Origin of the sequence: Salimicrobium jeotgali (assembly GCF_001685435.2) — a bacterium.
GTDB lineage: Bacteria > Bacillota > Bacilli > Bacillales > Halobacillaceae > Salimicrobium > Salimicrobium album.
The window spans coordinates 2,267,440-2,293,849 of the sequence record NZ_CP011361.2 but is presented as its reverse complement, the minus strand read 5'-3'; the positions used below and the strand labels follow the sequence as shown (position 1 = coordinate 2,293,849).

27 protein-coding genes are annotated in these 26,410 nt (G+C 42.4%); 21 read left to right on the top strand and 6 right to left on the bottom strand.

The window, feature by feature from the left end; all coding sequences use genetic code 11:
- The first annotated feature begins 45 nt into the window (after positions 1 to 45).
- Complete coding sequence (locus AAV35_RS11475; RefSeq protein WP_008590558.1) at positions 46 to 1,530, top strand: DNA methyltransferase; 1,485 nt, start codon at positions 46 to 48, stop codon at positions 1,528 to 1,530.
- A gap of 268 nt (positions 1,531 to 1,798) precedes the next feature.
- Positions 1,799 to 2,458 carry a DUF4209 domain-containing protein gene (locus AAV35_RS11470; protein WP_008590556.1) on the top strand — a complete coding sequence of 220 codons (660 nt, stop codon included), beginning with the start codon at positions 1,799 to 1,801 and terminating at the stop codon, positions 2,456 to 2,458.
- Between the two features lie 392 nt (positions 2,459 to 2,850).
- On the opposite strand, the gene AAV35_RS11465 is transcribed toward AAV35_RS11470, so the two are convergent.
- Complete coding sequence (locus tag AAV35_RS11465) at positions 2,851 to 3,588, bottom strand: site-specific integrase (protein WP_008590554.1); 738 nt, start codon at positions 3,586 to 3,588, stop codon at positions 2,851 to 2,853.
- Positions 3,589 to 3,747: 159 nt separating this feature from the next.
- Here AAV35_RS11465 and istA point away from each other — a divergent pair, with 159 nt between their 5' ends.
- From istA to istB, 3 genes are read left to right on the top strand one after another with little or no spacing between them, the layout of a single operon-like run.
- Complete coding sequence (gene istA, locus AAV35_RS11460) at positions 3,748 to 5,019, top strand: IS21 family transposase (protein ID WP_337589702.1); 1,272 nt, start codon at positions 3,748 to 3,750, stop codon at positions 5,017 to 5,019.
- 11 nt (positions 5,020 to 5,030) lie between these two features.
- Entirely contained in the window at positions 5,031 to 5,246 is a 216-nt protein-coding gene (locus AAV35_RS14675; RefSeq protein ID WP_337589701.1) for a hypothetical protein, read from the top strand.
- On the top strand, positions 5,239 to 5,964 hold the full coding sequence (gene istB / locus AAV35_RS11455) for an IS21-like element helper ATPase IstB (RefSeq protein ID WP_008590553.1): 726 nt from the start codon (positions 5,239 to 5,241) through the stop codon (positions 5,962 to 5,964). Before AAV35_RS14675 ends, istB begins: the two co-directional genes overlap by 8 nt.
- 45 nt (positions 5,965 to 6,009) lie before the next feature.
- On the opposite strand, the gene AAV35_RS11450 is transcribed toward istB, so the two are convergent.
- On the bottom strand, positions 6,010 to 6,468 hold the full coding sequence (locus AAV35_RS11450) for an Arm DNA-binding domain-containing protein (protein ID WP_008590551.1): 459 nt from the start codon (positions 6,466 to 6,468) through the stop codon (positions 6,010 to 6,012).
- A gap of 74 nt (positions 6,469 to 6,542) precedes the next feature.
- A complete protein-coding gene (locus AAV35_RS11445; protein ID WP_008590549.1) occupies positions 6,543 to 7,166 on the bottom strand; it encodes a helix-turn-helix domain-containing protein in 624 nt (207 codons plus the stop codon).
- 192 nt (positions 7,167 to 7,358) lie between these two features.
- Here AAV35_RS11445 and AAV35_RS11440 point away from each other — a divergent pair, with 192 nt between their 5' ends.
- The 10 genes from AAV35_RS11440 to AAV35_RS11390 all read left to right on the top strand — a co-directional run bounded on the left by AAV35_RS11440 (position 7,359) and on the right by AAV35_RS11390 (position 17,598).
- Positions 7,359 to 7,643 carry a helix-turn-helix transcriptional regulator gene (locus AAV35_RS11440; protein WP_008590547.1) on the top strand — a complete coding sequence of 95 codons (285 nt, stop codon included), beginning with the start codon at positions 7,359 to 7,361 and terminating at the stop codon, positions 7,641 to 7,643.
- Positions 7,644 to 7,889: 246 nt separating this feature from the next.
- A complete protein-coding gene (locus AAV35_RS11430) occupies positions 7,890 to 8,642 on the top strand; it encodes a DnaD domain-containing protein (RefSeq protein ID WP_008590543.1) in 753 nt (250 codons plus the stop codon).
- Entirely contained in the window at positions 8,584 to 9,408 is an 825-nt protein-coding gene (locus AAV35_RS11425) for an ATP-binding protein (protein WP_008590540.1), read from the top strand. The genes AAV35_RS11430 and AAV35_RS11425 overlap by 59 nt, the downstream gene beginning before the upstream one ends.
- A 13-nt stretch (positions 9,409 to 9,421) precedes the next feature.
- Positions 9,422 to 10,123 (top strand): N-acetylmuramoyl-L-alanine amidase, encoded by a 702-nt coding sequence (locus AAV35_RS11420; protein ID WP_008590537.1) that lies wholly within the window; start codon positions 9,422 to 9,424, stop codon positions 10,121 to 10,123.
- Positions 10,124 to 10,136: 13 nt separating this feature from the next.
- Positions 10,137 to 10,472, top strand: coding sequence for a hypothetical protein (locus tag AAV35_RS11415; RefSeq protein ID WP_008590534.1), 336 nt, complete (start codon positions 10,137 to 10,139; stop codon positions 10,470 to 10,472).
- Positions 10,473 to 10,672: 200 nt separating this feature from the next.
- A complete protein-coding gene (locus AAV35_RS11410) occupies positions 10,673 to 11,575 on the top strand; it encodes a hypothetical protein (RefSeq protein ID WP_040609450.1) in 903 nt (300 codons plus the stop codon).
- A gap of 19 nt (positions 11,576 to 11,594) precedes the next feature.
- Positions 11,595 to 12,359 (top strand): hypothetical protein, encoded by a 765-nt coding sequence (locus tag AAV35_RS11405; RefSeq protein ID WP_008590530.1) that lies wholly within the window; start codon positions 11,595 to 11,597, stop codon positions 12,357 to 12,359.
- A gap of 314 nt (positions 12,360 to 12,673) precedes the next feature.
- A complete protein-coding gene (locus tag AAV35_RS11400; RefSeq protein WP_065757357.1) occupies positions 12,674 to 13,960 on the top strand; it encodes an IS110 family RNA-guided transposase in 1,287 nt (428 codons plus the stop codon).
- 405 nt (positions 13,961 to 14,365) lie between these two features.
- Positions 14,366 to 15,688 (top strand): flagellin N-terminal helical domain-containing protein, encoded by a 1,323-nt coding sequence (locus AAV35_RS11395; protein ID WP_008591840.1) that lies wholly within the window; start codon positions 14,366 to 14,368, stop codon positions 15,686 to 15,688.
- 176 nt (positions 15,689 to 15,864) lie between these two features.
- Positions 15,865 to 17,598 (top strand): IS1182 family transposase, encoded by a 1,734-nt coding sequence (locus AAV35_RS11390; protein WP_065757356.1) that lies wholly within the window; start codon positions 15,865 to 15,867, stop codon positions 17,596 to 17,598.
- Positions 17,599 to 17,604: 6 nt separating this feature from the next.
- Here the strand turns inward: AAV35_RS11390 and AAV35_RS11385 are convergent, their stop codons facing one another.
- The 3 genes from AAV35_RS11385 to AAV35_RS11375 all read right to left on the bottom strand — a co-directional run bounded on the left by AAV35_RS11385 (position 17,605) and on the right by AAV35_RS11375 (position 19,624).
- Positions 17,605 to 18,297 (bottom strand): AbiU2 domain-containing protein, encoded by a 693-nt coding sequence (locus AAV35_RS11385; RefSeq protein ID WP_008591784.1) that lies wholly within the window; start codon positions 18,295 to 18,297, stop codon positions 17,605 to 17,607.
- A gap of 371 nt (positions 18,298 to 18,668) precedes the next feature.
- Positions 18,669 to 19,043 (bottom strand): hypothetical protein, encoded by a 375-nt coding sequence (locus AAV35_RS11380; protein WP_008591786.1) that lies wholly within the window; start codon positions 19,041 to 19,043, stop codon positions 18,669 to 18,671.
- Between the two features lie 119 nt (positions 19,044 to 19,162).
- Complete coding sequence (locus AAV35_RS11375; protein ID WP_008591788.1) at positions 19,163 to 19,624, bottom strand: hypothetical protein; 462 nt, start codon at positions 19,622 to 19,624, stop codon at positions 19,163 to 19,165.
- Positions 19,625 to 19,789: 165 nt separating this feature from the next.
- Between AAV35_RS11375 and AAV35_RS11370 the strand changes: the two genes are divergently transcribed.
- The 6 genes from AAV35_RS11370 to AAV35_RS11345 all read left to right on the top strand — a co-directional run bounded on the left by AAV35_RS11370 (position 19,790) and on the right by AAV35_RS11345 (position 26,269).
- Positions 19,790 to 20,962: an IS701 family transposase gene (locus AAV35_RS11370; protein ID WP_008591791.1), complete on the top strand. Its 1,173-nt coding sequence runs from the start codon at positions 19,790 to 19,792 to the stop codon at positions 20,960 to 20,962.
- Between the two features lie 404 nt (positions 20,963 to 21,366).
- Positions 21,367 to 22,557, top strand: coding sequence for an IS256 family transposase (locus tag AAV35_RS11365; protein WP_065757355.1), 1,191 nt, complete (start codon positions 21,367 to 21,369; stop codon positions 22,555 to 22,557).
- A 375-nt stretch (positions 22,558 to 22,932) separates the two neighbouring features.
- A complete protein-coding gene (locus tag AAV35_RS14710) occupies positions 22,933 to 23,313 on the top strand; it encodes a zinc-ribbon domain-containing protein (RefSeq protein ID WP_420877630.1) in 381 nt (126 codons plus the stop codon).
- Positions 23,314 to 23,495: 182 nt separating this feature from the next.
- On the top strand, positions 23,496 to 24,029 hold the full coding sequence (locus AAV35_RS11355; RefSeq protein ID WP_008591667.1) for a GNAT family N-acetyltransferase: 534 nt from the start codon (positions 23,496 to 23,498) through the stop codon (positions 24,027 to 24,029).
- Between the two features lie 586 nt (positions 24,030 to 24,615).
- A complete protein-coding gene (locus AAV35_RS11350) occupies positions 24,616 to 25,419 on the top strand; it encodes an EcsC family protein (RefSeq protein ID WP_008591669.1) in 804 nt (267 codons plus the stop codon).
- A 52-nt stretch (positions 25,420 to 25,471) separates the two neighbouring features.
- Positions 25,472 to 26,269: a GNAT family N-acetyltransferase gene (locus tag AAV35_RS11345; protein WP_008591671.1), complete on the top strand. Its 798-nt coding sequence runs from the start codon at positions 25,472 to 25,474 to the stop codon at positions 26,267 to 26,269.
- Positions 26,270 to 26,410: the final 141 nt, after the last annotated feature.

Genomic DNA, 26,410 nt, shown 5'->3' with positions numbered 1-26,410 from the left:
ATTGGTTTATAATAACTAATAAAGATAAGTTAAAAGGAGAAAGCTATGTCTACTAAATCTGTCTCAACTGAGGAGAAGAGTTTGATACAAGAAGAGAAGCCTAAAAGAAAAGGCCCTCCTAACCGAATGAATGACCTGGATTATAGTACTTGGATGAAGTTCCAAAAAAGTTTCTTTAATTTTGAAACTACGCAAAAACTCGCTGAAGAACACATATATTTCTTTACAAAGGCGCTATGGGAGGGAGAAATTTCTTCTAGAACCCTTTTTATAGGGTTAGATAACTTTCAAAAAGATGAAATACCTAGCCCAAGGATAATTGAAAGTTATAATAGCCAAGAAAATTTAGAAGCTATAAACGAGATCCTAAAAGAAAAAGTAATTGCAGAGAACAAATATGATTACGTCCTAATTGATTTAAGACAACATTTAAACAATGCTGAAGATTTACGTTTGTTTTTAGATTCTTATTCCCAAGAATTTTTTGCAAATCTAAAGAATGTCTTATATGAACAAAAGTATTGCAGCGTTTTAGTGGGAGTTGAAGGATGTGGAGGCGGTGGATTTCCATTACCTTGGTCAGTAGCAATGTCATCTAGGGAATACGTTCGTCTAAGGGACGAAAAAGTTGCATTAATTAATGAAGAAAATAAACATTTTTATACCCTGTTTATGCAAAATCAGGATGATAACCTTAGCAGTAATTACATCACGCCTGATAATATTAAATATGAAAGTTTGGATGAAAATATAAAGGGCTGGCTCTTGCCAAGGACTCCTCCTAGAAAGAAAAATGAAATATTGCACCCTGCAAAATACCCCGAAACATTAGTCGAATCATTTCTAAAAGATTTTACAGATGTAGGTGACTCAGTGTTTGACCCTATGTTAGGTACTGGTAGCACCATTGTTGCTGCATTACGTAATGATAGAAATGGGTATGGAATTGAATTAAGTGAAGAGTATAAAGATATTGCTCAAAACAGAGCTGAACAAGAGTTTCAACCTACCTTATTTGAAGAGTTCTTTCCATCCTCAGAGTACAAGGTGGTTCATGGGAATGCTTTTCACCTAGACTCAATGAAAGAATTTGAAGATATTAAATTCGATTATTCTATTACCAGTCCTCCTTATTGGTCGATGCTAAGAAATAAAGGGAGTGAAAACCAAAGAAATAGAAGAAAGAAAGATCTTGCTCTTTACTACTCAGAAGAAGAAGCTGATTTAGGTAATATAGAAAACTATGGCGAATTTTTAGATAATCTAGAACTTATTTACAATAAAGTAGCAGATAAATTAAGAGAAGGCTCCGTTATAACTATAGTAGTTAAAAACGTTAAGAAAAACCATACTGTTTATCCATTAGCATGGGATCTTGTCCAACGATTATGTGGTTTGAATGATAAATACAGCTATCTAGGCACCACACTTTGGTGTCAGGATAACATTGGTCTTAAACCTTTTGCCGTAGGAACCCATTGGGTTAGTAATACCCTTCATCAATATTGTATACATTTGAAAAAATCATAAAAAATTCCCAAAGGGACCAATTATTTGGTCTCTTTTTTTAGTAATAAAGAATGTTTTAAATGTTATAATATTGGTTCTCCACAGTGAAATGTGTTGATTTCTTCCTCTAACGTAGGATTCCTTTATATTTCTAAGCTGGGGGACGACACTCCATGCGGATCCGGAGGTTGTTTTCGATGTATTAAAACAAATCGAAGCAAGAGACATCTTAAAATTCATTTCAATTTCAAATCAATTTATTCCAAAAATGAAGGAAATGAAGAAAATAATGGAAAATGGGATGGAATCTTTACTTAAATTTGTTCCACAGAGTTATGTAGATGATGGAAAGATGATAGCTACTACTCAAGCTAACACTACGGAAGAAAAGGAAGCATTTGAATTTAGTAGGTATTATGATTATTTATTGAAAGTTATAGGCAAGACATTATTAATACCTATTTTTACCGACATACTAGAAGGTAAGGATTTACAGGCTGAAGATATAATGCAATTTTTAAATGAGTGGGATCTTTTAGATGTTAGGAATGAATTAATTATAAACCAAGGGGTAAAAAATTATTTTGGAGGCGATTATATAAGTGCTCTACATATACTTGTGCCCCAATTGGAAGCTACGATTAGAAACATGTTTGCCAAGGCAGGGTATGCTACAACAGTAATTAGGCCAGGGGTAGTACAGTTTGAACAAACCTTTAATGAGTTTATAAACAGAGAAGATGTTAAGCAAGTTTTAGGGGACGATCTTCAACAGTACATTAATTTTGTCTTGGTAAATCAATTGGGGTTGAATCTTAGTAATAGCATTGCTCATGGACTAATATCGCCAGAGCATTTGAATAGATACAACACGATTCTGGTGATTCACATTTATTTGTGTTTAACTAGATTTGAAGTGAACAAAGACTTAGAAAATGATAAGAAATGATGAATTTATATCATTTTTATGTTTAAAAAGGTAAAATAAGACTAACAAAAGTAGGAAGGAGCACCCTTAAGATTTTGATGACATTATTTGACTAGTCGAGGTTTATCGATGAAGGATAATGTTGGTTCTGACTTACGATGGAATGACATACTGTTTGACATACTGCCTCTCATAATTACTTAGATCCCATTCATAATAGAATCCGGTTTGAGTAAATAGGAAACTTCCGTAACGTGTTTTTATGGATGCTATTGTTTCTTATTTATTTAGGTGAAACCATGGGCGGCATGATGTAATGTCGCTCGCCCAGCCCTTATGTAGTAAGGGAGCTTCTCGAAATGAAAGGTTGAATTTAACGATTTGACCACATTTTGACCACATTTTTAATAGAGTTATTTTAAGCTTCTCATGAGTTCACTGAACTTGTGGGAAGCTTTTTCTTCCATTTCTTTGGTCATATGCGCATAGATATTCATCGTGGTGTCTACATCGGTGTGGCCGAGTCGCTGTTGAATTTCTTTTATGCCGACTCCGGCTTCAATGAGGAGCGAGGTGTGAGTATGGCGAAAGGAGTGGGGAGTGAGATTGCGTTCGATGCCAGCCAGGTGAAGCAGCCGCTGCATTCGTGTCGCAATCTTTTTTATTGTTTCGGGATATCCGCTCGCGCGGGTAATCACAAAGTTTAGGTCGGTGAATTCATCGCGGGTCATCATTTTCCATTCGGTTTGCTCTTTTTTATGCTTTCGTAGTAAAGACATGATGTCTTCGTCCATTTTGATTTCTCTTACAGATCCGCGTGTCTTAGGAGTAAGAAGCTGAAATTCTTTTTCTCGGTTTTTCGGATTGTATAACGTTTTGGTGATATTAATGGTGCTTTCGTTGAAATTAATATCTTTCCACTTTAGTGCAAGCATTTCTCCTATTCGCATACCGCTGTAAGCTAACAGAGAAAAGAAAAGTTCATCATAAGTTAAGCCTTTAGTTTTGGCCATATGAAGAAACGCTGCAAGCTCATGCTTTTCTAAATATTTAATAGCTTCCTTGTTATTTTCTAGATCTTGAATGGAATCTATCTTCTTAGGAACTTTAGCAAATTCTGTGGGATTCTTTTTTATTAATTCAAATTCCATAGCCTGTTTATGGCAGTATGAAAATGTAAGGTTCGGCAGTCCTTCTATGTAGGTTGCCAAAGAAGGCGAAAAGCGTAAAAAAAGCCACTTGCTAACGATCCCTTAAATCAATAGACTTCCTGTTGTGCAACCATTTAAGGACAGGAGGTCATTAAGGAGATGTTAGAAGTGACTGACATGAAGTATATCAGGAAAGAAGTTAACGAAAAAGGGTGCAGCTACTCGGATGTGGCCAGAAGGACGAATACGGACGTCCGCACGGTAAAGAAATACGCAGACCAGGAAACATTTCGTCCTTCGGACAAAACAAAAAAGAATCAACCAGCCCCCGTCATGGATCCCGTAAAGCCGACGATTGATGAATGGCTGAAGGATGACTTGAAGAAAAAGAAAAAATACCGAAGGACTGCCAAACGTATATGGCAGTTGTTGAAGGATGATGGTTTCAAAGGGTCAGAGAGAAGCGTACGTACCTACGTGTCGCGGAGGAAGAAGGAGTTAATCGAGGAAGGAGAAGATGCTTCCTTACCATTGGAAAGCAAACCGGGAATGGCACAAGTTGATTTCGGAGAAGCGCCTTTTGTAAGAGAAGGAAAGGTCGTCGACCTTCCGTATCTCGTCCTCTCGTTCCCTTACGGTAACGGTTTCTATTTTCAAGTCTTCGAATCACAAAATCAGGATTGTTTTTTAGAGGGGTTAAAACGATTCTTCGATAAGATGAATGGTGTCCCCCGTGCTATCCGATTTGATAATCTTTCTCCTGCCGTTAAGAAAGTACTGGCGAATGGAGAAAGGGAATTGACGGAAGGATTTGAAGCGTTTGCCCTGCATTATGGATTCGATCATGAGTTCTGTAACCCAGGAGCCGGTAATGAAAAAGGGCATGTGGAAGCGATGGTGAAGTACGTAAGAAACAATTTTCTTCTTCCGGAACAGACGGTTTATGATTTGGAAGCCCTTAACGAATCGTTGTGGAAAGAAGCTGAGAAGGACCGTCATCGTCCTCACTATGAAAAAGAAGCAAGCATTGCCGAACTGCATAAGGAAGACCTTCATGCGTTATATTACTTGCCAGAAACTTCTTATGAAACGATTCGATACGAGTCATTGAAAGCTGATAAGTACGGTTTCGTTACCGTAGATCAAAAGAAGTATTCGACCTCGCCGCGTTTCGCCAAACAACGGGTGACTGTCGGTGTCAGGTATGACTGCATTTTCATTTTCCAGGGTGATGACGTTATCGTCTCGCACCGACGAATGTATGGCCAGGAGAAGAAATCCATGGACTGGGTCCCTTATGTATCTCTTATGGCCAAACGGCCTACCGCACTAAAATATACAACGTTCTTTGATCAGCTGCCTCATCCATGGCAAACGTATCTCGACCAATGTACGCTTTCTGAAAAGAAAGAAGCCTTGAAACTTTTATGAAGGATCAACAAATGGATAAAGCTGTAGAAGCACTGAAGACAGCATCCCAATATGGTCATCCCTCGGCTGATGCGATTCAGCAAGTGTACCATCAGCAAATGCATGGCCGGGGCTACAGAGAGACGGTGTCTGTTCCTCAGCATCTCCCATCGATGCCGAAGGCCCATCGGGGCATGAAGCAGTACAATGCCTTCTTCGCAACGGAAGGGGTGAGCGACCATGCATGAACAGATTCAGGCGTATGCCAAACGTCTAAAATTGAGTTGGGTGCGTGAACATTATCAGGAGATACAAGCAGAATCCCAGGAGGAGTTCCTCCTCCGGCTGTTCGAGAAAGAGATTGAACAACGCGAAGAGCGTAAAATCAACTTATTATTAAAATCGGCAACCTTGCCGAAGGCGTCCGGCAAACCTTTCGATTGGAAGGAAGTTCGTATGGGGGCAGATCTTGACCAGGAAACGCTGTACAACGGTAGATTTATCGAAAACCAGGAGAACGCGATCTTTTACGGTGGCGTAGGTGCCGGCAAGACCTATCTATCAACCCTCATAGGGTTGAACGTCATTCAGCACCAGGGGAAACGCGTGAAATTCTATACCGTCGCTTCGTTGGTCAATGAGCTATTGGATGCCAATGAGAAAGGGACATTAAGCAAAGTGTTCAAGAAGATGGAGAAGCTTGATTTATTGATTCTGGATGAGCTTGGGTACATCCCGTTGCATAAACAGGGAGCTGAACTATTATTCCAAGTCATCAGCCTGTGTTACGAAAAGAGGAGTATTATCATTACGACAAACCTTCAGTTCGGGGAATGGAATCATGTATTTGGTGACCCGATTTTAACGGAGGCGGTCGTGGATCGCTTGATCCATCACTCCCACCTCGTCCTATTCAATGACGACAGTCATCGATTAAAAGAATCCATGGCTTTTCAGCCAATGTAGGAAAGGAATCCAGGGAGGCGAGTGGCTACATAAACGTTTTCCGTTTTATGCATTTTTCTCTTGCCAAATACACATAGCCTTTTTAAAAATCATTCGTGCTGTAGAATGTACACCGTCAATGCTGGAGTAAGAGTAACCTTGTTGGTGAAGATCGTGAAGTACTTTTTGGTAACGAACACTGTTAATATCTTGTAGTTTTGCATAAGCAAAATAATTACACAGTCGCCTCATTTCTATCCTGCGCACACGAACAGAGCTGATTTTGACTGAATTAGCGTACATATCAAGCCATTCTTCGGCAAATTTTTTGAATGTAATCGCATTTTCATTAACGTAATTATCTTCATTAATTTCTTGCTGTATTTTGTTGCAGGCGGCCTGAGCCTCTTTTTTTGTTTTAAAACCACTTTTAGTTTTCTGCTTGCGTCTGCCGGTAGCTGGATCGATGCCTAGGTCCACGGTAAAGGACCAAGTTTTCCCTCGTTTTCTAACATACCCTTTCATCTTCAATGAGCTCCTTTCAGGGTCTAAATTTATTTCTTCTAACTAATTCATATCACCCCCTTTCATTAATAATTTTATTCCGGATAAAAAAGCACCTGTTCAACTTTCCCGCGTATAGAGATGTCTTCCCGAGACACGGTAATAGGCCGGTAATAAGCATTGTCAGCTACAAGCAGCACGTAAGGCGTATCGTCCGGATAATAGACGCGACGTACTATTGCGTCTTCCTGCTGAACGTGTACGACCACGATATCACCGTCTTCAATAGTTTTATCCGACATAATAATCAATGCGTCATTTTGTTGGATTCGACTGTAGCCGCTCATTGCATCGTCCCAGGCAATTAAGACAAAGACGTTGCTTGCTCGGTAACGGCCATCGTCCGGCAGATACGTGTAGCGGACAATATAGGATTCATCATCAATGGATATATGGAAAGGAAGCGTATTTAGTACGGGAGTAGTTATTAGCCCTTCGATTGAATAGCTATCGACTTGCGGTTCATAACCGAGCAGCTCATTAGGGGAGACGGAGAAGTATTGTGCGATTTTAACCATGCGGTTCTGTCGGGGTTTACGATCACCACGTTCATAAGAGGCAATAGCGGTTTGAGATAAACCAAGTTCATTTGCCAACCCAATCTGGGAGAGCCCTTTTTCCAAGCGAAAGGTTTTGAGAAGCTCGCCGAAGTTTGCCATCTTTGGTCCTCGCTTTCGTATGCGTATGTAGTAGCAAAATAACTGTCAGTTATCAGCACGCATCTATTATATCACTTTAAGTAATATTTTCAATAAAATAAGTACAATTTGCAATAATTTTATTGCCAGAGGGTGAATTGTACTGTATTCTAATTTTGCATTATCACTTTAAGTACTCGAAGGGGGTCACACATGGACACAAGGAACTTGCGATTTATGGACCTGCGCCAGGAGCTGAAAATCACTCAAAAAGATTTAGGTAACGAGGTAGGTTTATCGCAGAGCATGATCGCACACATTGAATCTGGCACGAAGGAGCCCAAAGGGATATACAAGCTGCGGCTGGCAAAGCGCATGGGTGTATCGGTCGAATGGCTGTTTTACGAACAGCTGCACGATGACTTTGAATTAACTACTACTCAAGGAGGACAAGTATTTGCAAGCACAAACCGTCGAGAATTACCCGCTTATGCTTAAAGTCGAACATGTATCTGAAATTGTAGGATGCTCCAAGCGAGTCGCCTACGAACTGATGGAACACCCCAATTTTCCCCTCGTTCGCATGGGCAGGCTTAAACGAGTCCAACGCGAAGCATTCTTCCAATGGCTGTCCAGCCAGGCAAACGGCAGCAGCAACCATTCCCCGCATGCTGTCACCATTCTTTAATTTTCTTCCCAAATACAATTATTAATCATTAAAATCTCATCGATTCGAGGAGGCACATGAATTATTTAAAAGAATTGAACGCCTTTTACGATCAGCAGGAAACGAATCCGCTAAGCTCATCGGCGATTGCAGTATGGCATGCACTCATGCATATCTGTAACAAAGCAGGATGGCCGGCTGATTTCACCGTGGCTGCATCGGTTATCTGCTTGAAAGCGGGGCTGAAGGAGCGGTCGTTCTACAATGCCCGCAATGAACTCAAGCAAAAAAGCTATGTCACGTTTACCAGCCGGAAAGGGAACCAGGCAGCAGTGTACCAATTACATACACTCGCCATTCCTTATGCGCGCAGTATTGCAGACAAACCGATAGAGACTCTTGCAGACAAAACGGTACCAGTTTCTGCAGGCAATGTTTCCTCATTAATTAAACATAAGAGCACGAAACATAAAAAAGACAATCCGTATACGTTTTACGAAGCGAACGGCTTTGGGACGCTTTCGCCATTTATCACCGATGATATGACCGAATGGATTGCTAACAGCAAATTTGAAGAACCGGAAAAAATTATGATCGAAGCGATGAAAATAGCGTTAATGCAGAACGTACGCAACTGGAGATACGCTTCGAAGATTCTACAGGACTGGCATCACAAACAGCTGTACACAGATGCAGCAATACAGGCCGATCAGCTGCAGAGGCGGAGCCGGGCGAGTCCATTCGCTCAGAAACAGAAAGAAGGTGATACTCATGAAACCAGTCAGCGATCAGCTCCCGCCGGCCATTCGGAATATGATTTCGGATTCTAACATTGTGCGGAAGTATTTGTGCGAAGGCTGTGCTTCCCCTGTGGTAGTGCGCCGGACGATCATTCCCTTTGGTCCGAAAAAAGGAACCGCTGCTGAAATTACGTACGGCTGCCGCTGCGAAGATCTGCGAATAGCGGAAGACGTACTCCGGAACAAAGAACGGCTGGAGAAAGAAAAACTGCTGCAGCTGTTCGATCAAAACAGTCTGATCAATAACGATTTAAAAGAGAGCCGGTTTGAAACCTACGTGCCGGCAAATCAAGAACAGGAAGCGGCCCAGGCAGTCGCTGAGCGATTCGTTCACACCTTCGCTTTAAATTCCCCGCAAAACCTGCTGTTCACCGGCACCTACGGTTTAGGAAAATCCCACTTGGCGGCAGCCATTCTAAAAGAAGTGCTTGCGCTTGGCCACTCCGGTATCTTTACATCCGTACCAAAACTGCTGTCAAAGCTCAAAGCCACCTACAACAAAAGCAGTGAGCATTCCGAGGACGAGCTGTTGACCGCTCTCGAGAAAACGGATTGTCTTGTACTGGACGATATCGGAGCGGAGCATGGCAGCGAGCATAGCGGCAGCTGGAGTACTTCGAAAGTGTTTGAAATCGTCGACAGCCGCATCGGTAAGCATACAATCTTTACGACGAATTTGAATGCAGCGGAACTGCAGAAGAAGATGGGTCAGCGAAACTTTTCACGCATGATGCACCAGACGGAAGTCGTGACTGTTAAAGGATCCGACTACCGCTTAAAACAGTTTATTAACTAAAGGAGATGAGTAGATGAGTAAAGTGAAAATTATGATCGATCCAGGACACGGTGGAAGAGACCCGGGAGCGGTTGCTAACGGATTGGAGGAAAAGACACTCGTATTGACGATTGCAAGACGCATCAAGCAGGTGCTAGTGGAACATTATAACGTGGATGTGCGCATGACGCGCGACGACGATAGGTTCGTAACTTTAGGGCAGCGGGCGAAACTCGCCAACGACTGGGGCGCTGATTACTTTCTGTCCATTCATATTAACGCGGGAGGAGGGAGCGGATTTGAATCGTTCATATACACCAATACGAGTGCTAAAACGAAATCGTACCAGAAAGTAATGCACGAAGAGATTACCGGCCGCCTGTACGGCAAAGACCGGGGCATGAAAAAAGCTAATTTTGCCGTGCTTCGAAAAACAAATATGCCGGCAGTATTAACAGAGAACCTGTTTATCGATAACGCTGAAGACAGTCGATCGCTAAAAGACAGCACAGTTATTAAAGCGATCGCCCAGGGGCATGTAAACGGGCTGATGAAGCTTTTAAAGTTGTCTCCTAAGGAACTCAAGGAGCCTAAAAGTACAACTAAAAGCGGGAGCCTGTATCGTGTGCTCATCGATGACGAGCAGGTGGGCACTTTCCAAAAGAAATCGAATATCGTCTCGCAGGTGAAAAAGCAGATCGGAAAAGCAGACCGCATCGAAATTGAACTCGTATAGAGGAGGAATAAGAATGGGAGAATCCAAATTAACGGCAAGCATTAAGAAGATTGAAATCGTGAACAAAACAAAGAAAGACGAATGGCAGCAGTCAGTGCGAATAATTTTAGGAGACATAGAACTGAATAATGAAAGCTTCCTGGCGCTTCGGAAATTCCGCCCGGATGAGATGGTATACGTATCCATTGATACCGCACAGATGAGTCTGCTGCCGAAGGATGAAGAGGAAGACTCAGAAGCGTTTGGCGAAGACGAGTGGGAAGAAGAGAGCGAAGACCTCTTTACGATGGAGGAAGGAGAAGAGACGCTGAGGAGCGGTGAGAGAGTGTCGCAGGAGTTTTTGATATAAATGAACCACCAAGAAGTTCTCAACCTAAAATAATTAGGAAGAGAGCTTTTTATTTATCTCGTTTATTAAACAAATATTACCATCTATGTTAGGATTAAGATTAATTTTAAAATAAAGACTGGAAGTACATATGATTATAATATAGAAAGGAAGAGATCAATATTAATTTTTACGATCCTTTTTCAACCATTAGCAAGCCAATGGTTGAGTTTAATAAAATAAGAAGCGAGTTAGCCCATCGTACTATGATTTCGCCTGGTCAAGAAGCTGTCTCCAGATTTCATATCAATCAAATTGAATTAAATAAAGACATACATAAATCATTGATAGCCCCAGTTAATGAATCTTTGCGTTTGAAAGCTATTGGGATGTCGAGAAACAATAGCCCCGTATTTGCGGATTTAATATCTGAATTGAAAAAATCCTTGATATTAAAATTTCCTGAAATAGAAGAAGATATTACAGTTGGAGAAGAAGCTATTCTACAATGTAACCGTTTCGGATGGTCTTTTGTAAGAGATTTTCATATCGAAACATATATTGAAGCTGCGGAAATCGTTGATAGGCAAGATTTAAGTTATAAAGAAAAACAGATCAATATGAATGATTTTTTTGTTAAATACTTAGATGAAGGCGATCCAGGAAGTTTAGGAGCTGAAGTTTTAGTTGATGGGTTAGGGGAAGAATGGGAATATCTTGCTGAGCATGTGATGGATTTAGTTTCTAAAAAAGAGTATCAGCCAGCTATACCGCTCATAATGATTCTAATCGAACGCATGATGGTTAATTTAGATCGTGCTCATTTACAAGAAAAAATTCAAAAAAAGGTTATCAATTCTTTCGAGAAGCAAATTACTAAGCAAAAAAAAGAATTTCAGCTATATACTCTTAAAAATTTTGATGCAATGTTTGAGAAAACTATTCGCAATAATATTTTCAAAAGCGACACTAGACCGCATCGCCCGACACGTATCTTAAACAGACACCTAGTTGTACATGGCAAAAGTAATCCTTCTACATGGACTGATGTAGATATGTATCAACTCTTAACAGTGCTGTTAAGTTTAGCTGAAGTTATTAGAGAGCATAAAAAACTTACATAATAGGAGTTGGAAAGTTCTAATGTTGAATTATTTTAAAAAAAAGAAAAAAAGAATAACGCTGATCACTATGTTGTTGATTGTAACAATCGTTCCTTTAGGGTTAATAATCCTTTCTGAAATAATTAATGAATTTAATGTTCCGCTTTCACCAAGAGGAGCTGGTGCTCTCATCACTGGTTTAGTAGCTGCTATTGCTACTTATATTGCATTTGATCGTTTAGATGCGTATCATTCTCAACGCTATATTGAATCAATAAATACAGAAAGACGTGAATGGCTAAATAATCTACGCATTACTTGTAAAGATTATTATTTTCTTGCAGAAAATTTATACACTAACTCAAACGTAATGCCTTCTTGTGAGAAAAGAAAAATAGAAAACCAATTACATGAGAAAATAATTTATTTAAAATTGCTAACTAATCCTAAAGAAGAACACGTTAAAGTACTACATAAACTTACGAAAGAAATTTATGATAACGTAAAAAATAAGAATAAGGCAGAAAAAGAAAATAATTGCAATAACAGTAGTGGAGATGACAATATAAAAACATTGTTTAATCAACTCGAAACTACTATGCAAATTATATTAAAAACAGAATGGAGTATAATAAAACAAGAAACAAAAAAAGGTGAAGAGTTAAACGATGAGGAAAAACAAAATAAAATGATCAAAGTCATTTGTGATACAAATAACTCTTTGAATAACAATGAACAAATACACTCCAATCTATTAAGCTACTTAAATGGAGCGCACTTAAATAAAGACTGCGATAATAAATAACTCCGTGATAAAGCCCTAATAACCAATAGTAATATTTTCCAAATGCTATTGTGCCAGCACATACACCCGATTATAATAAAAGTAGCCGGTGGGGATACCCATCGGCTTTTTTGTATATATAGGCCCCGTGAAAGCGACTCACCGGCAGCGAAGCGCTTTACGGGGTCCCATTAAATGATAAAGGAGCATTCCTGTAAGGGAAAAATGTGAGGATAAATCGGAGTAGAAGCCAGATGCAAAAAAGAAGCCCCCTTGGTACGATGGAGAGTGTCATTGCAATGACCTCGAATTAAGTACCGAAGGAGGACTTCCCTATGGATTTTACACAAAATCAGCGCTTAGCGCAAATGAATGATCGCACCCTTATTATTGGCGTCGATGTAGCTAAACACAAACACGTCGCGCGGGTGGTCGATGATCGTGGCCGGGACCTTGCTAAACGGCTGGTCTTTGCCAACACAATGCCCGGTTTTTCGGAACTATTGTCCTGGGTAAGAGATCTTTCCGAGGAACATGACCGTCCCGATATCGTGATCGGCATGGAGCCGACCGGTCATTACTGGCTGAACCTGGCTTACCACCTGAAAGCCCGCGGGATTCACACCGTGGTTGTTAATCCGATGAAGGTGAAACGGTTCAAAGAGATGGACGACGATTCCCCGACGAAGAACGATACGAAAGATGCGAAAGTCATCGCTCAAATCGTCCGGGACGGACGGTTCCACGAACCGACGCTACCCGAGGATGTGTATGCGGAACTGCGTGAAGGCATGAAAGTTTACGACATCATGCAGGAAGATCTCTCTTCCATCAAAGCACAGATGCAGAATGCCCTGGATCGTTACTTTCCGGAGTTTCTCCAGGTGTTCAAGGATTGGACCGGGAAAGCAGCGCTCCATCTGTTGGAGAAAGGCTTCCTCCCGGAAGACATTCGTCAGGCTTCTGAAGAAGCGTTACTGGCAGAAGTGAAGACAGCTGCCAAACGGGCGGTTGGGATCAAGCGCATCCAGGCGTTGAAGCAGGCGGCTGAAACCAGTGTCGGTCTCACCGTCGGCTTGCGCATGGCTCGTGAGGAGTTCCGTTATCTGATCGATCAGTACAAGCGAATCGAAGAACGTCTCATTGCTCTTGAAGCACAACTCGAAGAACTCGTTCTTCACGTTCCTGGCGCCGATCAGATGATAGCGATCAAAGGAGTCAGTGCTTTGACGGTAGCCGGTTTCTTCGCAGAAGTCGGAGACCTGGCCAACTACAGAGATCCACGCCAAATCATTAAATTAGCGGGACTCAATCTGAAATTGAACCAGTCCGGCACGTTCAAAGGCCAGACGACGATCACGAAACGCGGGAGAAAGCGACTGCGGAGCTTATTATTCCAGGTCGCGCGTCCTCTCTCGTGTCACAATGAAGCATTCCGGAAACTCCATGAACACTATCGGTACCGGGCAACCAATCCCCTCACAGGGAAGCAGTCGTTTGTCGCTCTGAGTCGCAAGCTCGTGAAAATCTTTTATGTCTTAGGGACACGGAAGTGTACCTTCAGTGAAACGCGCATGATCCGGGATATCCCCGGCATTTCAGGCTTACAGGAAGCTGTATAAGAAGAACGGAATCATTCGTTGTACGTCCCCTTTCAACCAATAGAAGCACGGAGAAGCCGGTCAATATTTTCACCGTTAGGGCATTGACCCACAAAAGGAGCATTTCCGGCATCCACCATGGTCAGGTCGAACGAAGGAATTTGCGCGCGTAGACGCCGAGAGACGTGGGAGGGTCCACCGCCATGTGTAACGTGGAGATCCAAGGTGCGATTATACGATTCACACCCATTTCATGGAAAACATCCATGGATGTCTGGTTGGTGTCACACCCAAATTCCAAATAACCCCTTTATTTTCATATAAAGGTTCCGGTCACCACCATATACTTCTATAAGTCAAAAGGAAATGGACGAAAAACGATGAAATTCTAAGAAAACGTTAATTTAAAGAGGGAGTGTATGTACAATGATTATTAACCACAACCTCGGCGCCATGAACGCACAACGTCAAATGAGCGCCAACCAGAATGACATGAGCAACTCGATGGAGAAACTCTCATCTGGTTTACGCATCAACCGTGCCGGAGACGACGCTGCAGGACTAGCGATTAGTGAGAAAATGCGTGGCCAGATTCGTGGACTCGAGCAAGCAAATCGTAACGCTCAGGATGGTGTCTCGATGATTCAAACAGCAGAAGGAGCGTTAAACGAAACGCACAGCATTTTACAGCGTATGCGTGAACTTTCCGTTCAATCTGCTAACGATACCAATACCACAGCGGATCGGGAAGAATTACAAAAAGAGGTAAACGAACTGTCAAAAGAATTGTCCCGGATCGGCAACGATACAGAATTCAACACGAAGAACTTGATCGATGGTGAATTCAAAGGGACGTTCCAAATCGGATCGAATCAAGGTCAAAACATTGAGCTTGAGATTTCCGACATGCGTTCCAATGCGCTGAATGTAACTGGGGCAGCAACATACAGTGGCGCTTCTAGTAGCAGTGTAACCGCTAACTATACTGCAGTTGACAACACTAGCGCAACTACTAATAGTACAGCAGCAATTGCCACAGTTTCTTATACCGTAGAGGATGATGGTTCTGGTGGTTTTAACCTCGTTGATAGTAGCAGCAACACAGTTGCCACTAGTACTAATGGTACAGACTTCGAAGGGGTTCAAAATGGTGATGGTACCATGGACAGTATCACATTTGGTCAAGCTTTGGCAGATGGGGATGCTGTAGACATTGACACCACATCATCTAACGCTACTGTTACTGGAGCGGCAGGCGAGCAAACCATTACTGATCATAAATTAGAGGCCGGCTCTTACACCGTTAATGGTAATGACTTAGAAGATGCTAAAGGTAATGTTATCGGAACCTTCAACGCTGGTGATGGTGGTTACAGTGATGCTGATGGCAAAGTGATGCTAAAAGCTTCCGCTGCGATTACCGACGGAACAGCAATTTCGGTGGGCGGAATTAACATTTCCGACCAAGCCAATGCAGATGAAGCTATTAAAACACTAGACACGGCCATCGAAACCGTATCAGCAGAGCGGTCGAAACTTGGTTCATACCAGAATCGCTTGGATCACACGATCAACAATCTGGGTACTTCTGCAGAAAACCTGCAGGCCGCTGAGTCTCGTATTCGTGACGTTGATATGGCGAAAGAAATGATGGAAATGACGAAAAACAACATCCTTTCACAGGCATCCCAGTCGATGTTAGCTCAAGCGAACCAACAGCCACAATCCGTACTTCAACTCTTGCAATAAATATTACTCGAGTCTGGGACAAAACCAGTAAATATTAGTAAAAAAGGGCGTCCCTTCCAATGACTTTCATTGCAAGGGACGCCCTTTCTCTATGGATGTTTCTGTACGTTTATACACAAAAAGAGATCCCTCTGCTATAATTAAAGCACCACACAATAACCAAGGAGGGATCCCTTATGTTTACTTATTATAACATGAATCAAGTGGTTTTGCCTTTAGATTTTGAAATGAAATTGCAGGAAAATGATATTGCCTACACGGTACACGAGATGGTCGAACAGATTCCTGAGGAAGCCTTTGACGGCTTCGCTCGTGACACCGGTTGCCCCTCTTATCACCCCAAAATGATGATGAAAATCATCCTCTGCGCTTACACCCAGTCCGTTTTTTCCGGTCGGAAAATCGAAGCGCTCCTCAAAGACAGCGTCCGCATGATGTGGCTCGCTCAAGGCTACGAACCGAGCTATCGCACCATCAATCGATTCCGAGTGAATCCTCTTACAAAAGAACTTCTTCGCCAGTGCTTCGTACAGTTTCGCTGTCAGCTTGTCCAGGAAGACGTCATTGATGATGAAGCTGTGTTTATCGACGGCACAAAACTGGAAGCGAACGCCAATAAATTCACCTTCGTCTGGCGACGAATGAGTGAACGATACAGTGATCAGCTTATCGAGAAGTCCAACCGTTTCTATGAGGAACTCCTCGACAAAGAGATCATTCCGGGCATTGAACGCGAGAGTGCTGATGAACTCACGACCGAGGAACTTCAAACCATCACGGAACAGGTGGATGAAACGGTAGCTTCTTATGACCAGAAGATTGAAGAAAGTACGGATACACAGGAACGGAAGAGGCTTCGTTCCGAACGGAAAGAACCGAAGCAGTACCGGAAGCAGTTCCAGGACATGATCACCCGTAAAGAGAAGTATCAGAAAGATATGGAGATCTTCAGGGGACGTAATAGTTATTCGAAGACGGATCATGATGCGACATTCATGCGTATGAAGGATGACTATATGCGTAACGGACAGCTCAAACCTGGATATAACCTGCAACTCGCTACCGAAGGACAGTACTCGCTCGCTTATCAAGTATTCCCGAATCCGACGGATACCCGTACGCTCATTCCGTTTCTCGATCATATTGAAAATCATTTTTTTGATCTTCCTGCCTACATCGTCGGAGATGCCGGATATGGAAGTGAACCGAACTACGAAGACGTACGTTTCCAACGGGAACGAACGCCACTCATCACTTACAATACCTACCGGAAAGAGAAGAAGAAGAAATACAAAGAAGATCCCTTCAACGTGGCGAACTGGCCGTATGATAAAGAAACGGATACCTTTACGTGTCCGGCTGGTCAGGCATTGAGATACCAGTACGATTCCCGGCGGACAGATCGGCATGGCTATACGCGCTTCTTCAAGGTCTACGAGTGTGACGACTGTACCGGCTGCCCGTTGCGAGCTTCCTGTACGAAAGCGAAAGAGGGGAATAATCGAAAGATTTATTATAACGAGACGTGGGAAGATCACAAGTCCTATATGAGAGAAAAGCTTTCGGAACCAGAAACGAAGGACATCTACAAACAACGTAAAGTGGATGTAGAACCAGTTTTTGGATTCCTGAAAGCTTGTTTGTGTTTCCGACGTTTCTCCGTGCGCGGCACGGAAAACGTGGAAAATGAATTAGGATTTGCGCTGATGGCGGTGAACCTCCGGAAATACAACGCCACCATCGCAAATTCTGCCTCTGGAGACTGGAAAGACCGATATCGAAAAAGCTCCGATCATCTTTTTACGATGATCGGAGTTTTTTTACTACGAGTCCGAGTTAGTTATGTCCCAGACTCGTTTTTATGTTTGCGTATTTTTATGTATTTTAATAAAAATAATATAAAGAAATGAAGACTGCTAATTTTCGTCATTTCTTCTCTTTTCTCGTAACAATTGATTCACTTCACGTTTATAGGGTTCTATCTTATGCAAATAGTCCAAAATAGTGTCTATGTCTGTAGTGTTAGTAGCCTGGGTTGAATGGTAGCTGTTATTATAGGCAGACTCGTAGCTGTTTAAAATTCCAGTTGCTAACTCGAACAATTCTCGTAGCTGCTTAAAAGTTATAGGGTGATCTTCGCCGAGCGATTCCGGATCCTCGAAATACTTTTTATCAGAATGGGCGAAGCTTTTATCTCTCCAAATGAACAAATTATCTAACACAGGATTCTGTTCTTTGAGTTGCGCTTTATGTGATTCTATGAGATCGCTCGATATATAGACGATATTATGAAAACTATCATAAAAATGGGCATTCTCTGAAAAAATTTTAGAGTGATTAACTTCTAAAAAATTTAAGAATTTGTATATTGTTTTTCCGTTTTTATTTCTTTGTTCAAACAGCTTTGATAAACCAACAATTGTACTGTGTAGCAAGGATTCTTGAACTAATCCAAAAAAAGCGGGCGCCTTATTTAATATTTCCAGTCGATCGTTTCTTCTTTTTCTAATATGTATATGCAAATCGAAATATGAACGTAAGGTAGTAATTTCTTGAAATAATAAATCTTTGTCTCTCTCGAATATCGCTTTAATATCAGTGTTTGACATAGAATGCCTCCAATATTTTTATTCCAATTTCCTTTCGGCTGCGAACCTTGCGCCCCTCATACACCCGAAATCGTGTCCCGTCCGGTCTTTCTGCCCTGACGGGTCTACGTTTCGAGTATATACGAGGGGCTCTTCACAGCCAAAAGTTTTCTCGGCATAAACTTCTTATATGCAAAAGCTTCTTATTTGTAGCATACAGTCTATAAATGCATTAGCTGAATTCAACAGAAAAGTAAAATCCTCGAACTACATAAATGGCTTCTCGAGGGTTTTATTTTGAAATAGAAATAACCTTATTGGAGTAAAGCGGGCCTTCAAAAAAGGGCTAAGGATTAATTTCAAATAAATGAAATAAGCAACGTTCTTATCTTTCACCAACTTTCAATATTATAAGCAACTGGTTCCACATCTAATTCGAGAGTGTCGATGATAGTTTGTTCAGCTTCATACATCCCTGTTTTAGCTTGCTCTGTAAACCCTCCCTTTTCAGCTTGTAAGTCTTCACTAGCATATATAATGTTATAGCCAATAGTTTTCACTGCAATGGTCACATCGTGGCCGCTATCAGTAAGGTCGCCACCGTTTAACTTTTCATCCAAGAATCCCATGTGCTCGGAAGAATTATCTAAAGAGCTGGCGTAATGGATATTATCGCCATCTGCCACCAAATCCCGGTAATGATTGTACCAGGCAAGTGAGTTATCGTATTCGTCTTGTGTGAGGCCATTCGGAGGAACGTTGTTCATGTTGGTGATAATTCCGCAGCTAGAGCTAAAGAGGATGAACCAAAAAAATACTCCGATACCGCTCCATGTTTTCTAGTTATTCCATTCCATCTAATCCCCCCCAATAAAAGAATAGTATGTTAGCGACGCTGTATCATTGCTTGAAAAGCAAACATGCCGATAAAAATAAGAAAGCCAAAGAACATATAACGGACCGTCATCCAAAATACATTGGGAGTGCCACTGTCCCCGTCTGTACCTTCAATATATTGAAACTCGCCTATTTCTGTAATTTCTCCCCCGCGGGAAACATTGTAGGAAAGGTTGCCGGCCTCATTAAATTCCACATAGGCGGCAGTGATGCTATCAATATAGTAGAAGTGCAGATCATCCTGACTGATATGAAGCTGATCGCCCTGTTTCTCATAGTCTAAGCTCATGTAGCCATCGATATCGATAGTCATGGTGTCATTGTTCATGATTTTTATTTGATACCGCGGTTCCCCATCATAGCTGTATTCTCCATAGAAATCAGATTTGCCGCATGCAGAAAGAAAAATAACTGTAAGCATAATCCCCATTAATGCCGCTATCTTCTTCATATAATCCCCCTTATTTTCCAGTACATGGTTTATATATAATAATATAACTCTTTTGTTGCGGGTTTACTAACAATTATTTCCATTAACGATAAAAAAGAGACAGAATCCCCGTAGATACGGTACGATGACATCGACGAAAACACCATCGAGAAAGGATTCTTCCTCATGTCTACCGTATCATATTCCTCCTGGATCGCCAATATCTTTCACCAATGGAACCTCCGGTTCTTTATGTCGGCCCCGGCCGCCCGGCACATGCAACAGCTGCTGGAAGGCTGGACCCGGGAGCACCGCAATGGGAGCGTGAAAGCCCTCCAAGAAGCTGCGAATCATTCCGCCCACCACTCATCGGTCACCCGGTTTTTTCGCACCTCCCGGGTGGACGACGATGCCCTGGAGCGGAAGCTCCAGCGATTGGTGCTGCAGCATGTCCGGCGGCAGGCTTCCGGCACCCATCCGGTTCTTATTGCCATCGATGATACCGTCGTTCCCAAATCGAAGCCTTCGTCACAGGCGCACCACCCGATCGAAGACGGCGGATATCATTTTGATCATCAGACCGGGACGACCGTTTACGGGCATCAATGGCTCACCATCATGGCAGGGACGAGCGAGCGTCTGTATCCTTATCATATCGAACGATATGATAAGGAGGGCCCCAGCAAAATCGATCTGGCCCTTCAGCAGCTTTGGACGATCGATGTGGGGAATCGGCCCGTCTATATCCTGGCCGACAGCTGGTATGCGTCGGAAAAACTGATCCGGGCCGTTCGGGACCGGGGCTGGCATTTTATTGGCGCGATCAAAAGCAACCGCGTGCTCCATACGGCGCCCATGCCGTTACCGGCCAGAGACTGGGCCCAACGGGCCCGGCAGGCGGAAGATCCGGACCTTGGGACCGTCCGGACCACCACCTATGAGATGGTTCGGTTTCAGGGGCAGTTGAAAGGGGGCCTGTCCGGCGTGGTCGTTGGTTCCCGAGCTTCTGCTTCCAACGAAGCGTATCGGTTTTTCTTTTCCACCGATTCCTCGATGACCGCCGGGGAGGTCTTATCCTGGTATCAGCATCGATGGGCCATTGAAACCTTTTTCCAGGAAGCCAAGGGCAAACTGTCGATGGGCGGGTACCGACTGCGGAGCGCCTCGGCCATCCGACGCTATCTGCTTCTCCTTCAAACGGCCTGGCTCCTGCTTGCCTGGGCATTTACCGGCACCATCAGCGAGGCCTTTCATGCCAGTCATCTGGACCACCGGCGACGAGAGATCGCGGATATTTATCAGCGCGCCCGGGCGGGCGCGACCCTGGAAAGCGTGTATGACGCCTACCGCGTGGCCTGACCCACAAAATCATCGGGCGGATGATTTTGGATATAATTTCCAATATTTACTTCTATGACCAACATTTGTTTTCAAACCTGCAACTTAAGAGTAATATACTATAATTTAACGATTACATAATACTTTTAAAGGTATTTTTACCTAAGTCTTATTGCTTGTTTGAGAAAAGAGGGAGGCTGATGTTGGAAAAATTATTATTTTTGATTTGGTGTCATTAATAGAAAATGTAATCTTCAAATTTATAAATATGTAACTGTATATCTAATTTGGAGACGTTAATCATTGTCGTACACCATAGCTGATGACGTACAATAGTTTGTGTAAAGCTCTTGAAGACAAAAAAAGAGGTAGGGTATCCTCATAGTTAACGACCAAATCAACTCATGAAAGGGGATCCCCTACCTATGTCTACAAGTATAGGACAAAACAACTTTGAAAATCAATTAGAGGACATGGTCCGTTCCTTCGTTCAGGAAAAGCTGGAGACTGTCATGAAGGAAGAAATGAACCAGTTCTTCGAAGAGAATCCGGAACTGAAAAATTATAAAAACGGTAGTTATGGCCGCCAATTGGATACAAAGTACGGACGTATCGAAGACCTCCAGGTACCGAGAGATCGGGACAATGCATTTCAGACAGAAATGTTCCAGCCCTATCAGCGATACGAACAGTGGTTGGGGGAAACGATTGTCACCATGTATCACAAAGGCATGAGCACGCGTGAAATCGGAAACTTCCTCGAGCACATCCTAGGTCATGCTTACGCCCCTGGCACGATCAGTAACATCACCGATGTGGTGATGGAAGATATCCGTGCCTGGCAGGAGCGCCTTCTCCAGAAAAGATATGCCGTTCTTTATCTCGACGGCACGTACCTGAAATTGCGCCGGGACGATGTGGCGAATGAGGTCGTCTACGTCGTCATCGGCGTTACGGAAGACGGGTATCGCGAGATTCTCGGTTTCTATGTCGGTGGTCAGGAAAGCTCCCTTGGCTGGGAGGAAATTCTCTCGGACATCTACCGCCGTGGTTGTGAGGAGGTTCTTCTCGGAATCTTCGACGGACTTCCCGGTCTGGAAGAAGCGATGAAAGCCGTCTATCCGAAGGCTGATGTCCAGCGTTGTGTCATCCATAAAGTACGGAACACACTGAACAAGGTCCGGAAGAAGGATCGTTCCGCCATCAGTGAAGATATGAAAGCTATCTACCAGTCCAACAGTAACGAAGAAGCTGAAAAGCAACTGGAGGTTTTCTGTGACACGTGGCAGAAGAAGTATACGAAGATCGCTAAATCCTGGAGAGAAGACTTCAACGTCCTGACCACGTTCCTGAACTATCCTTCCTCCATTCGCCCGATGATCTACACGACAAACATCATCGAGCGCATCATGAAGGAATTCAAGAAACGGCTGAAGACGATGAACAGCCTGCCGTCCGAAGAAGCCGTAGAAAAGGTGATCTATATGGTTTCAGATGAATGCAACACCGAATGGTCTACACGCAGACTCCATGGCTTCAAGGAAGCAAGCCCTGAACTGCACACCATGTTCGAAGAATGGTATGGGTCTCAAACTGAGACAGAGGAGAAAAGCTAACCCCTCCTCCGAAGATCACCCTACTGTTTTACACAAACTTATTGACGGTACCTCTGAATGAACTCCTTTCTTTATCATAAACTCTCCTTCCTTAGATTAATCAATTAGGTTTAGCCAAAGACATAATTCGACTGTAAATTTTTTCTAAAGCTCAATACGAAATTTTCATGCGACAACTAATCGATAACAGCTGGATTGGAAAGATTATAATCATTAATCATATGATGATTGTTCTCGGGTAATATGTTCGATGAGTATATAAACGTCCGATTGGACTATTTTTCTTTTTTGTTTCCACATCTGCATTTCAAGTTCGTACTGTGGTATTTAAGATGAGTGTAATTTATCCTAAAATATGATATACTTATTTTGTAAATAATTTTAAAAGGGGAGGATATTATTTATTGTAGTGCTTGCGGAGCAGAAAATAACCAAGAAGCTAATTTTTGTGTTTCATGTGGTAATTCATTAAATCAAGCCACAAGAGTTGAAAATGATAACAATTCAACTTCATCTGCTAATGATATTTCTACCAATAACGTAAGCAATGAAAGTTCAAACTTATATTTAATTTTAGGCTGGGTTTTCTCTGTTATTTCTTTGCTGTTTATTCCAATATTATTCGCAGCCGGTGGGGTTATTTTTGGTTACTTACATAGGAAGAATGATCAAACTCATGGTACTATTATAATGATTGCGGCAGTAGCCTGTGGTATATTCGGTACGATTTTCGGAATGGCTACCGTTGGATACTAATAATCTATTAAAGTTAACTATTTATATTAAAGTAAAATCAAAATGAAACTTAGAAAAAGGAGTTTATAAAGAACGTCTATACTGGCAGAAGACCTCGGTGTTGTTCCGGGGTCATTTTTTATTTACTCTGATTATTCCCCTTCTTGTTATCATGATCACGTTTATCGAACTTCGTTGATCTGTTGAAGAAGAGGGGGTTCAGGTACGAAAGCTATTCTCAGCCGGTTCAGTTATGGAACGAAGAACTTCTGCAGTTTCCACCGAATGAAGACGTCATTGAGGAAGTGACCGGGGAGAATTATCACGAAGCCCTGGAAGTGGAGTGCCAGATCAAGGAGTTCGGTGGAAAAGAAGTCCGCGAGAAGGCGTTACAATCTGAATTCAAAAACCAGCGCTACACACATTATTTGTTGAAATACAAAGGAACTCCTTGTTCCACGGCTTGTCTGTTCGTGCACGGTATGCAAGGGAGAGTAGAAAGCGTAGCTATGATTGAGGAGTACAGGGGCAACGGACTAATCGGCAGGTTATTGCAACATGTACAAAAGGAAGCCAAAGGCTTGCAGTTGGAAAAACTTTGGGTACATCCGATCAGCGAAGACGTGGAGAAAGTATATCGTCGCTGCAATTTCGACACGATCTTTACTATGCAGACAGGCCACGCTTTTTTAAGCGGAAAAGGTATTAAAGAAATACAAGAGAATTCTTCTACGTAATGAAAGAGTACAGGAACGTAGAAAAAGATCCTCCACTTCCATAATTGAAATGAAACCAATAAAAAAGACGCCTTTAAAAGGACGTCTTTTCGTATATTTGCGGCAAGAGACAGCACTCCACATAGTGCTTTGCCAAAAGGCGTGTCAATCTTGTCTTATGCAAATCAGCTCATCGCGAAACTTAGCATTATATTTAGGAAAAAGGGTACATACTGGCCACACATTTTGGTCAATATCTGATAGCCAAGGGATATTTTAATATTTCAGATGATCCCCTAATCCCTTATACAGAAGCCCAGAGAGGCACTAATAAAATTCGGCTAAGCGAATTGATAAAGGAAAATTCACCTTTCCATTTCTTCCCTCCATCTCTTATATAACTACCACTTAAAAGTTTCCGGTTAAGATTGGAAAATAAGCAAGTTGAAGTATAATAAGAGAAAGGTAGCGCAGGGACACACTTTCCTTTCACTTACCTAAGCATAGAATTTAGGCTGCCTGAAAGGGAAAAAGCTGTATTTTTCCGGGAAGTTCACAGAAGATAACAAACGTACGAATTAAACTTATACAGGTGGGGGACGAGATTTTGGGAGAATTAAAACAACAGGGCAACGTTGAAAATATTTTAGAAACAGCTATGCAAATTCCAGGAGTAAAAGTTTCTCGGGACGAATTTTTAACCAATATCTTCGCTGGGCGAAAAAGTTCTGAACAGTTAGCGGAGATAATCGAAAAAGGTCCTTATCATGCAGGAGTAAAGAAAAAGGAAATTGATAACCTTGCCAATTCGTACATATTGAAAAGAACGTTGACGAGTACTTCCATATCATTCGGGACAGGTTTGCCTGGAGGACTCGCTATGGCGGGAACCATCCCGGCAGATACTATCCAGTTTTTCGGTCTTGCTCTAAGGCTGGCCCAGGAATTAGCCTACCTGTATGGTCATGAAAATTTATGGCTGGAGGAACATCTTGATACGGAAAAAGCCAGAGATAACATGATTTTATACTTAGGTGTGATGTTCGGCGCCAGCGGCTCTGCGTCAGTTATCAAAGTGACCACATCGGGTTTATCAAAACAAGTATTAAAAAAACTGCCTCAAAAAGCACTGACTCGCACCCTTTATTACCCTATTATAAAAAAAGTTTCAGGTTATATAGGGGTGAAAGTTACTAAGAACTCTTTTGCCAAAGGTGTGTCCAAAGTGGTTCCGGTTCTCGGCGGGGTAGTATCCGGAGGGGTAACTTACTATACGATGAAGCCGATGGGCAAGCGGCTCGCAGCTACCTTATCCGAGACTCTTATACTTACCGAAGACGATATTACAAAGGAATGGGAGGAATTAGAAAAAGAATTCCCTGAAATCATTGATATAAAAACAGGGGAATAGGCTATATGCAATTCAGAGATTTAAAAAAGAAACAAAGAATGGGTGAAAATAGATGGAATTAAAGGAACAGATAGAAGAACTTGAATTTGCTCTCTTACAGTCCTTCTCACATAAACGGGATTGCCCGTGGGGGAGTTTGTTCTGGAACGAAGACCAGCCGGATTATTATGACGCGAATCACGCTCATGTGAAAGAAGAGCCGGATCACCCTGAACAGGTAATCGATGAAGTTACATCCTTTTACGGAACCATGAATATTGTTCCCAGGTTTTATTTGGATAATGCCGAGCGATTGGAGAACTTCGTTGGTCTGTTGAAGAAGAGAGGGTTCAGGTACGAAAGCTATTCTCAGCCGGTTCAGTTGTGGAACGAAGAGCTTCTGCAATTACCACCAGATGAAGATGTCGTCATTGAGGAAGTGACCGGAGAGAATTATCATGAAGCCCTGGAAGTGGAGAGCCGGATCAAGGAATTCGGTGGAAAAGAAGTCCGCGAGAAGGCGTTACAATCTGAATTTAATGATCAGCGTTACACCCATTATTTGCTGAAATACGAAGGGACGCCTTGTTCTACAGCTTGCCTGTTCGTGCACGGTACTCAAGGGAGAGTGGAGAGTGTGGCCACGATTGAGGAGTACAGAGGAAAAGCACTGATCGGCCACATATTGCAACATGTACAAAAGGAAGCCAAAGGCCTGCACTTGGAAAAGCTTTGGGTGCACCCGATCAACGAAGACGTGGAGAAAGTATATCGTCGCTGCAATTTCGAAACGATTCTTACTATGCAGACGGGCCACGCTTTTTTAAGTGGAAAAGGTATTAAAGAAATACAGGAGAGTTCTTCTGTGTAATGAAACAGACCGAAGGCTCGCTGTGTTGAGTGAAGCGGGGTTCAATGAAATTGATACTAATAATATTTCTATTACAAGAATAAAAGCGTGACTGGAGTAGAACACTGATTTTGACTATATCGTTTTCGCCTGTTCATCTTT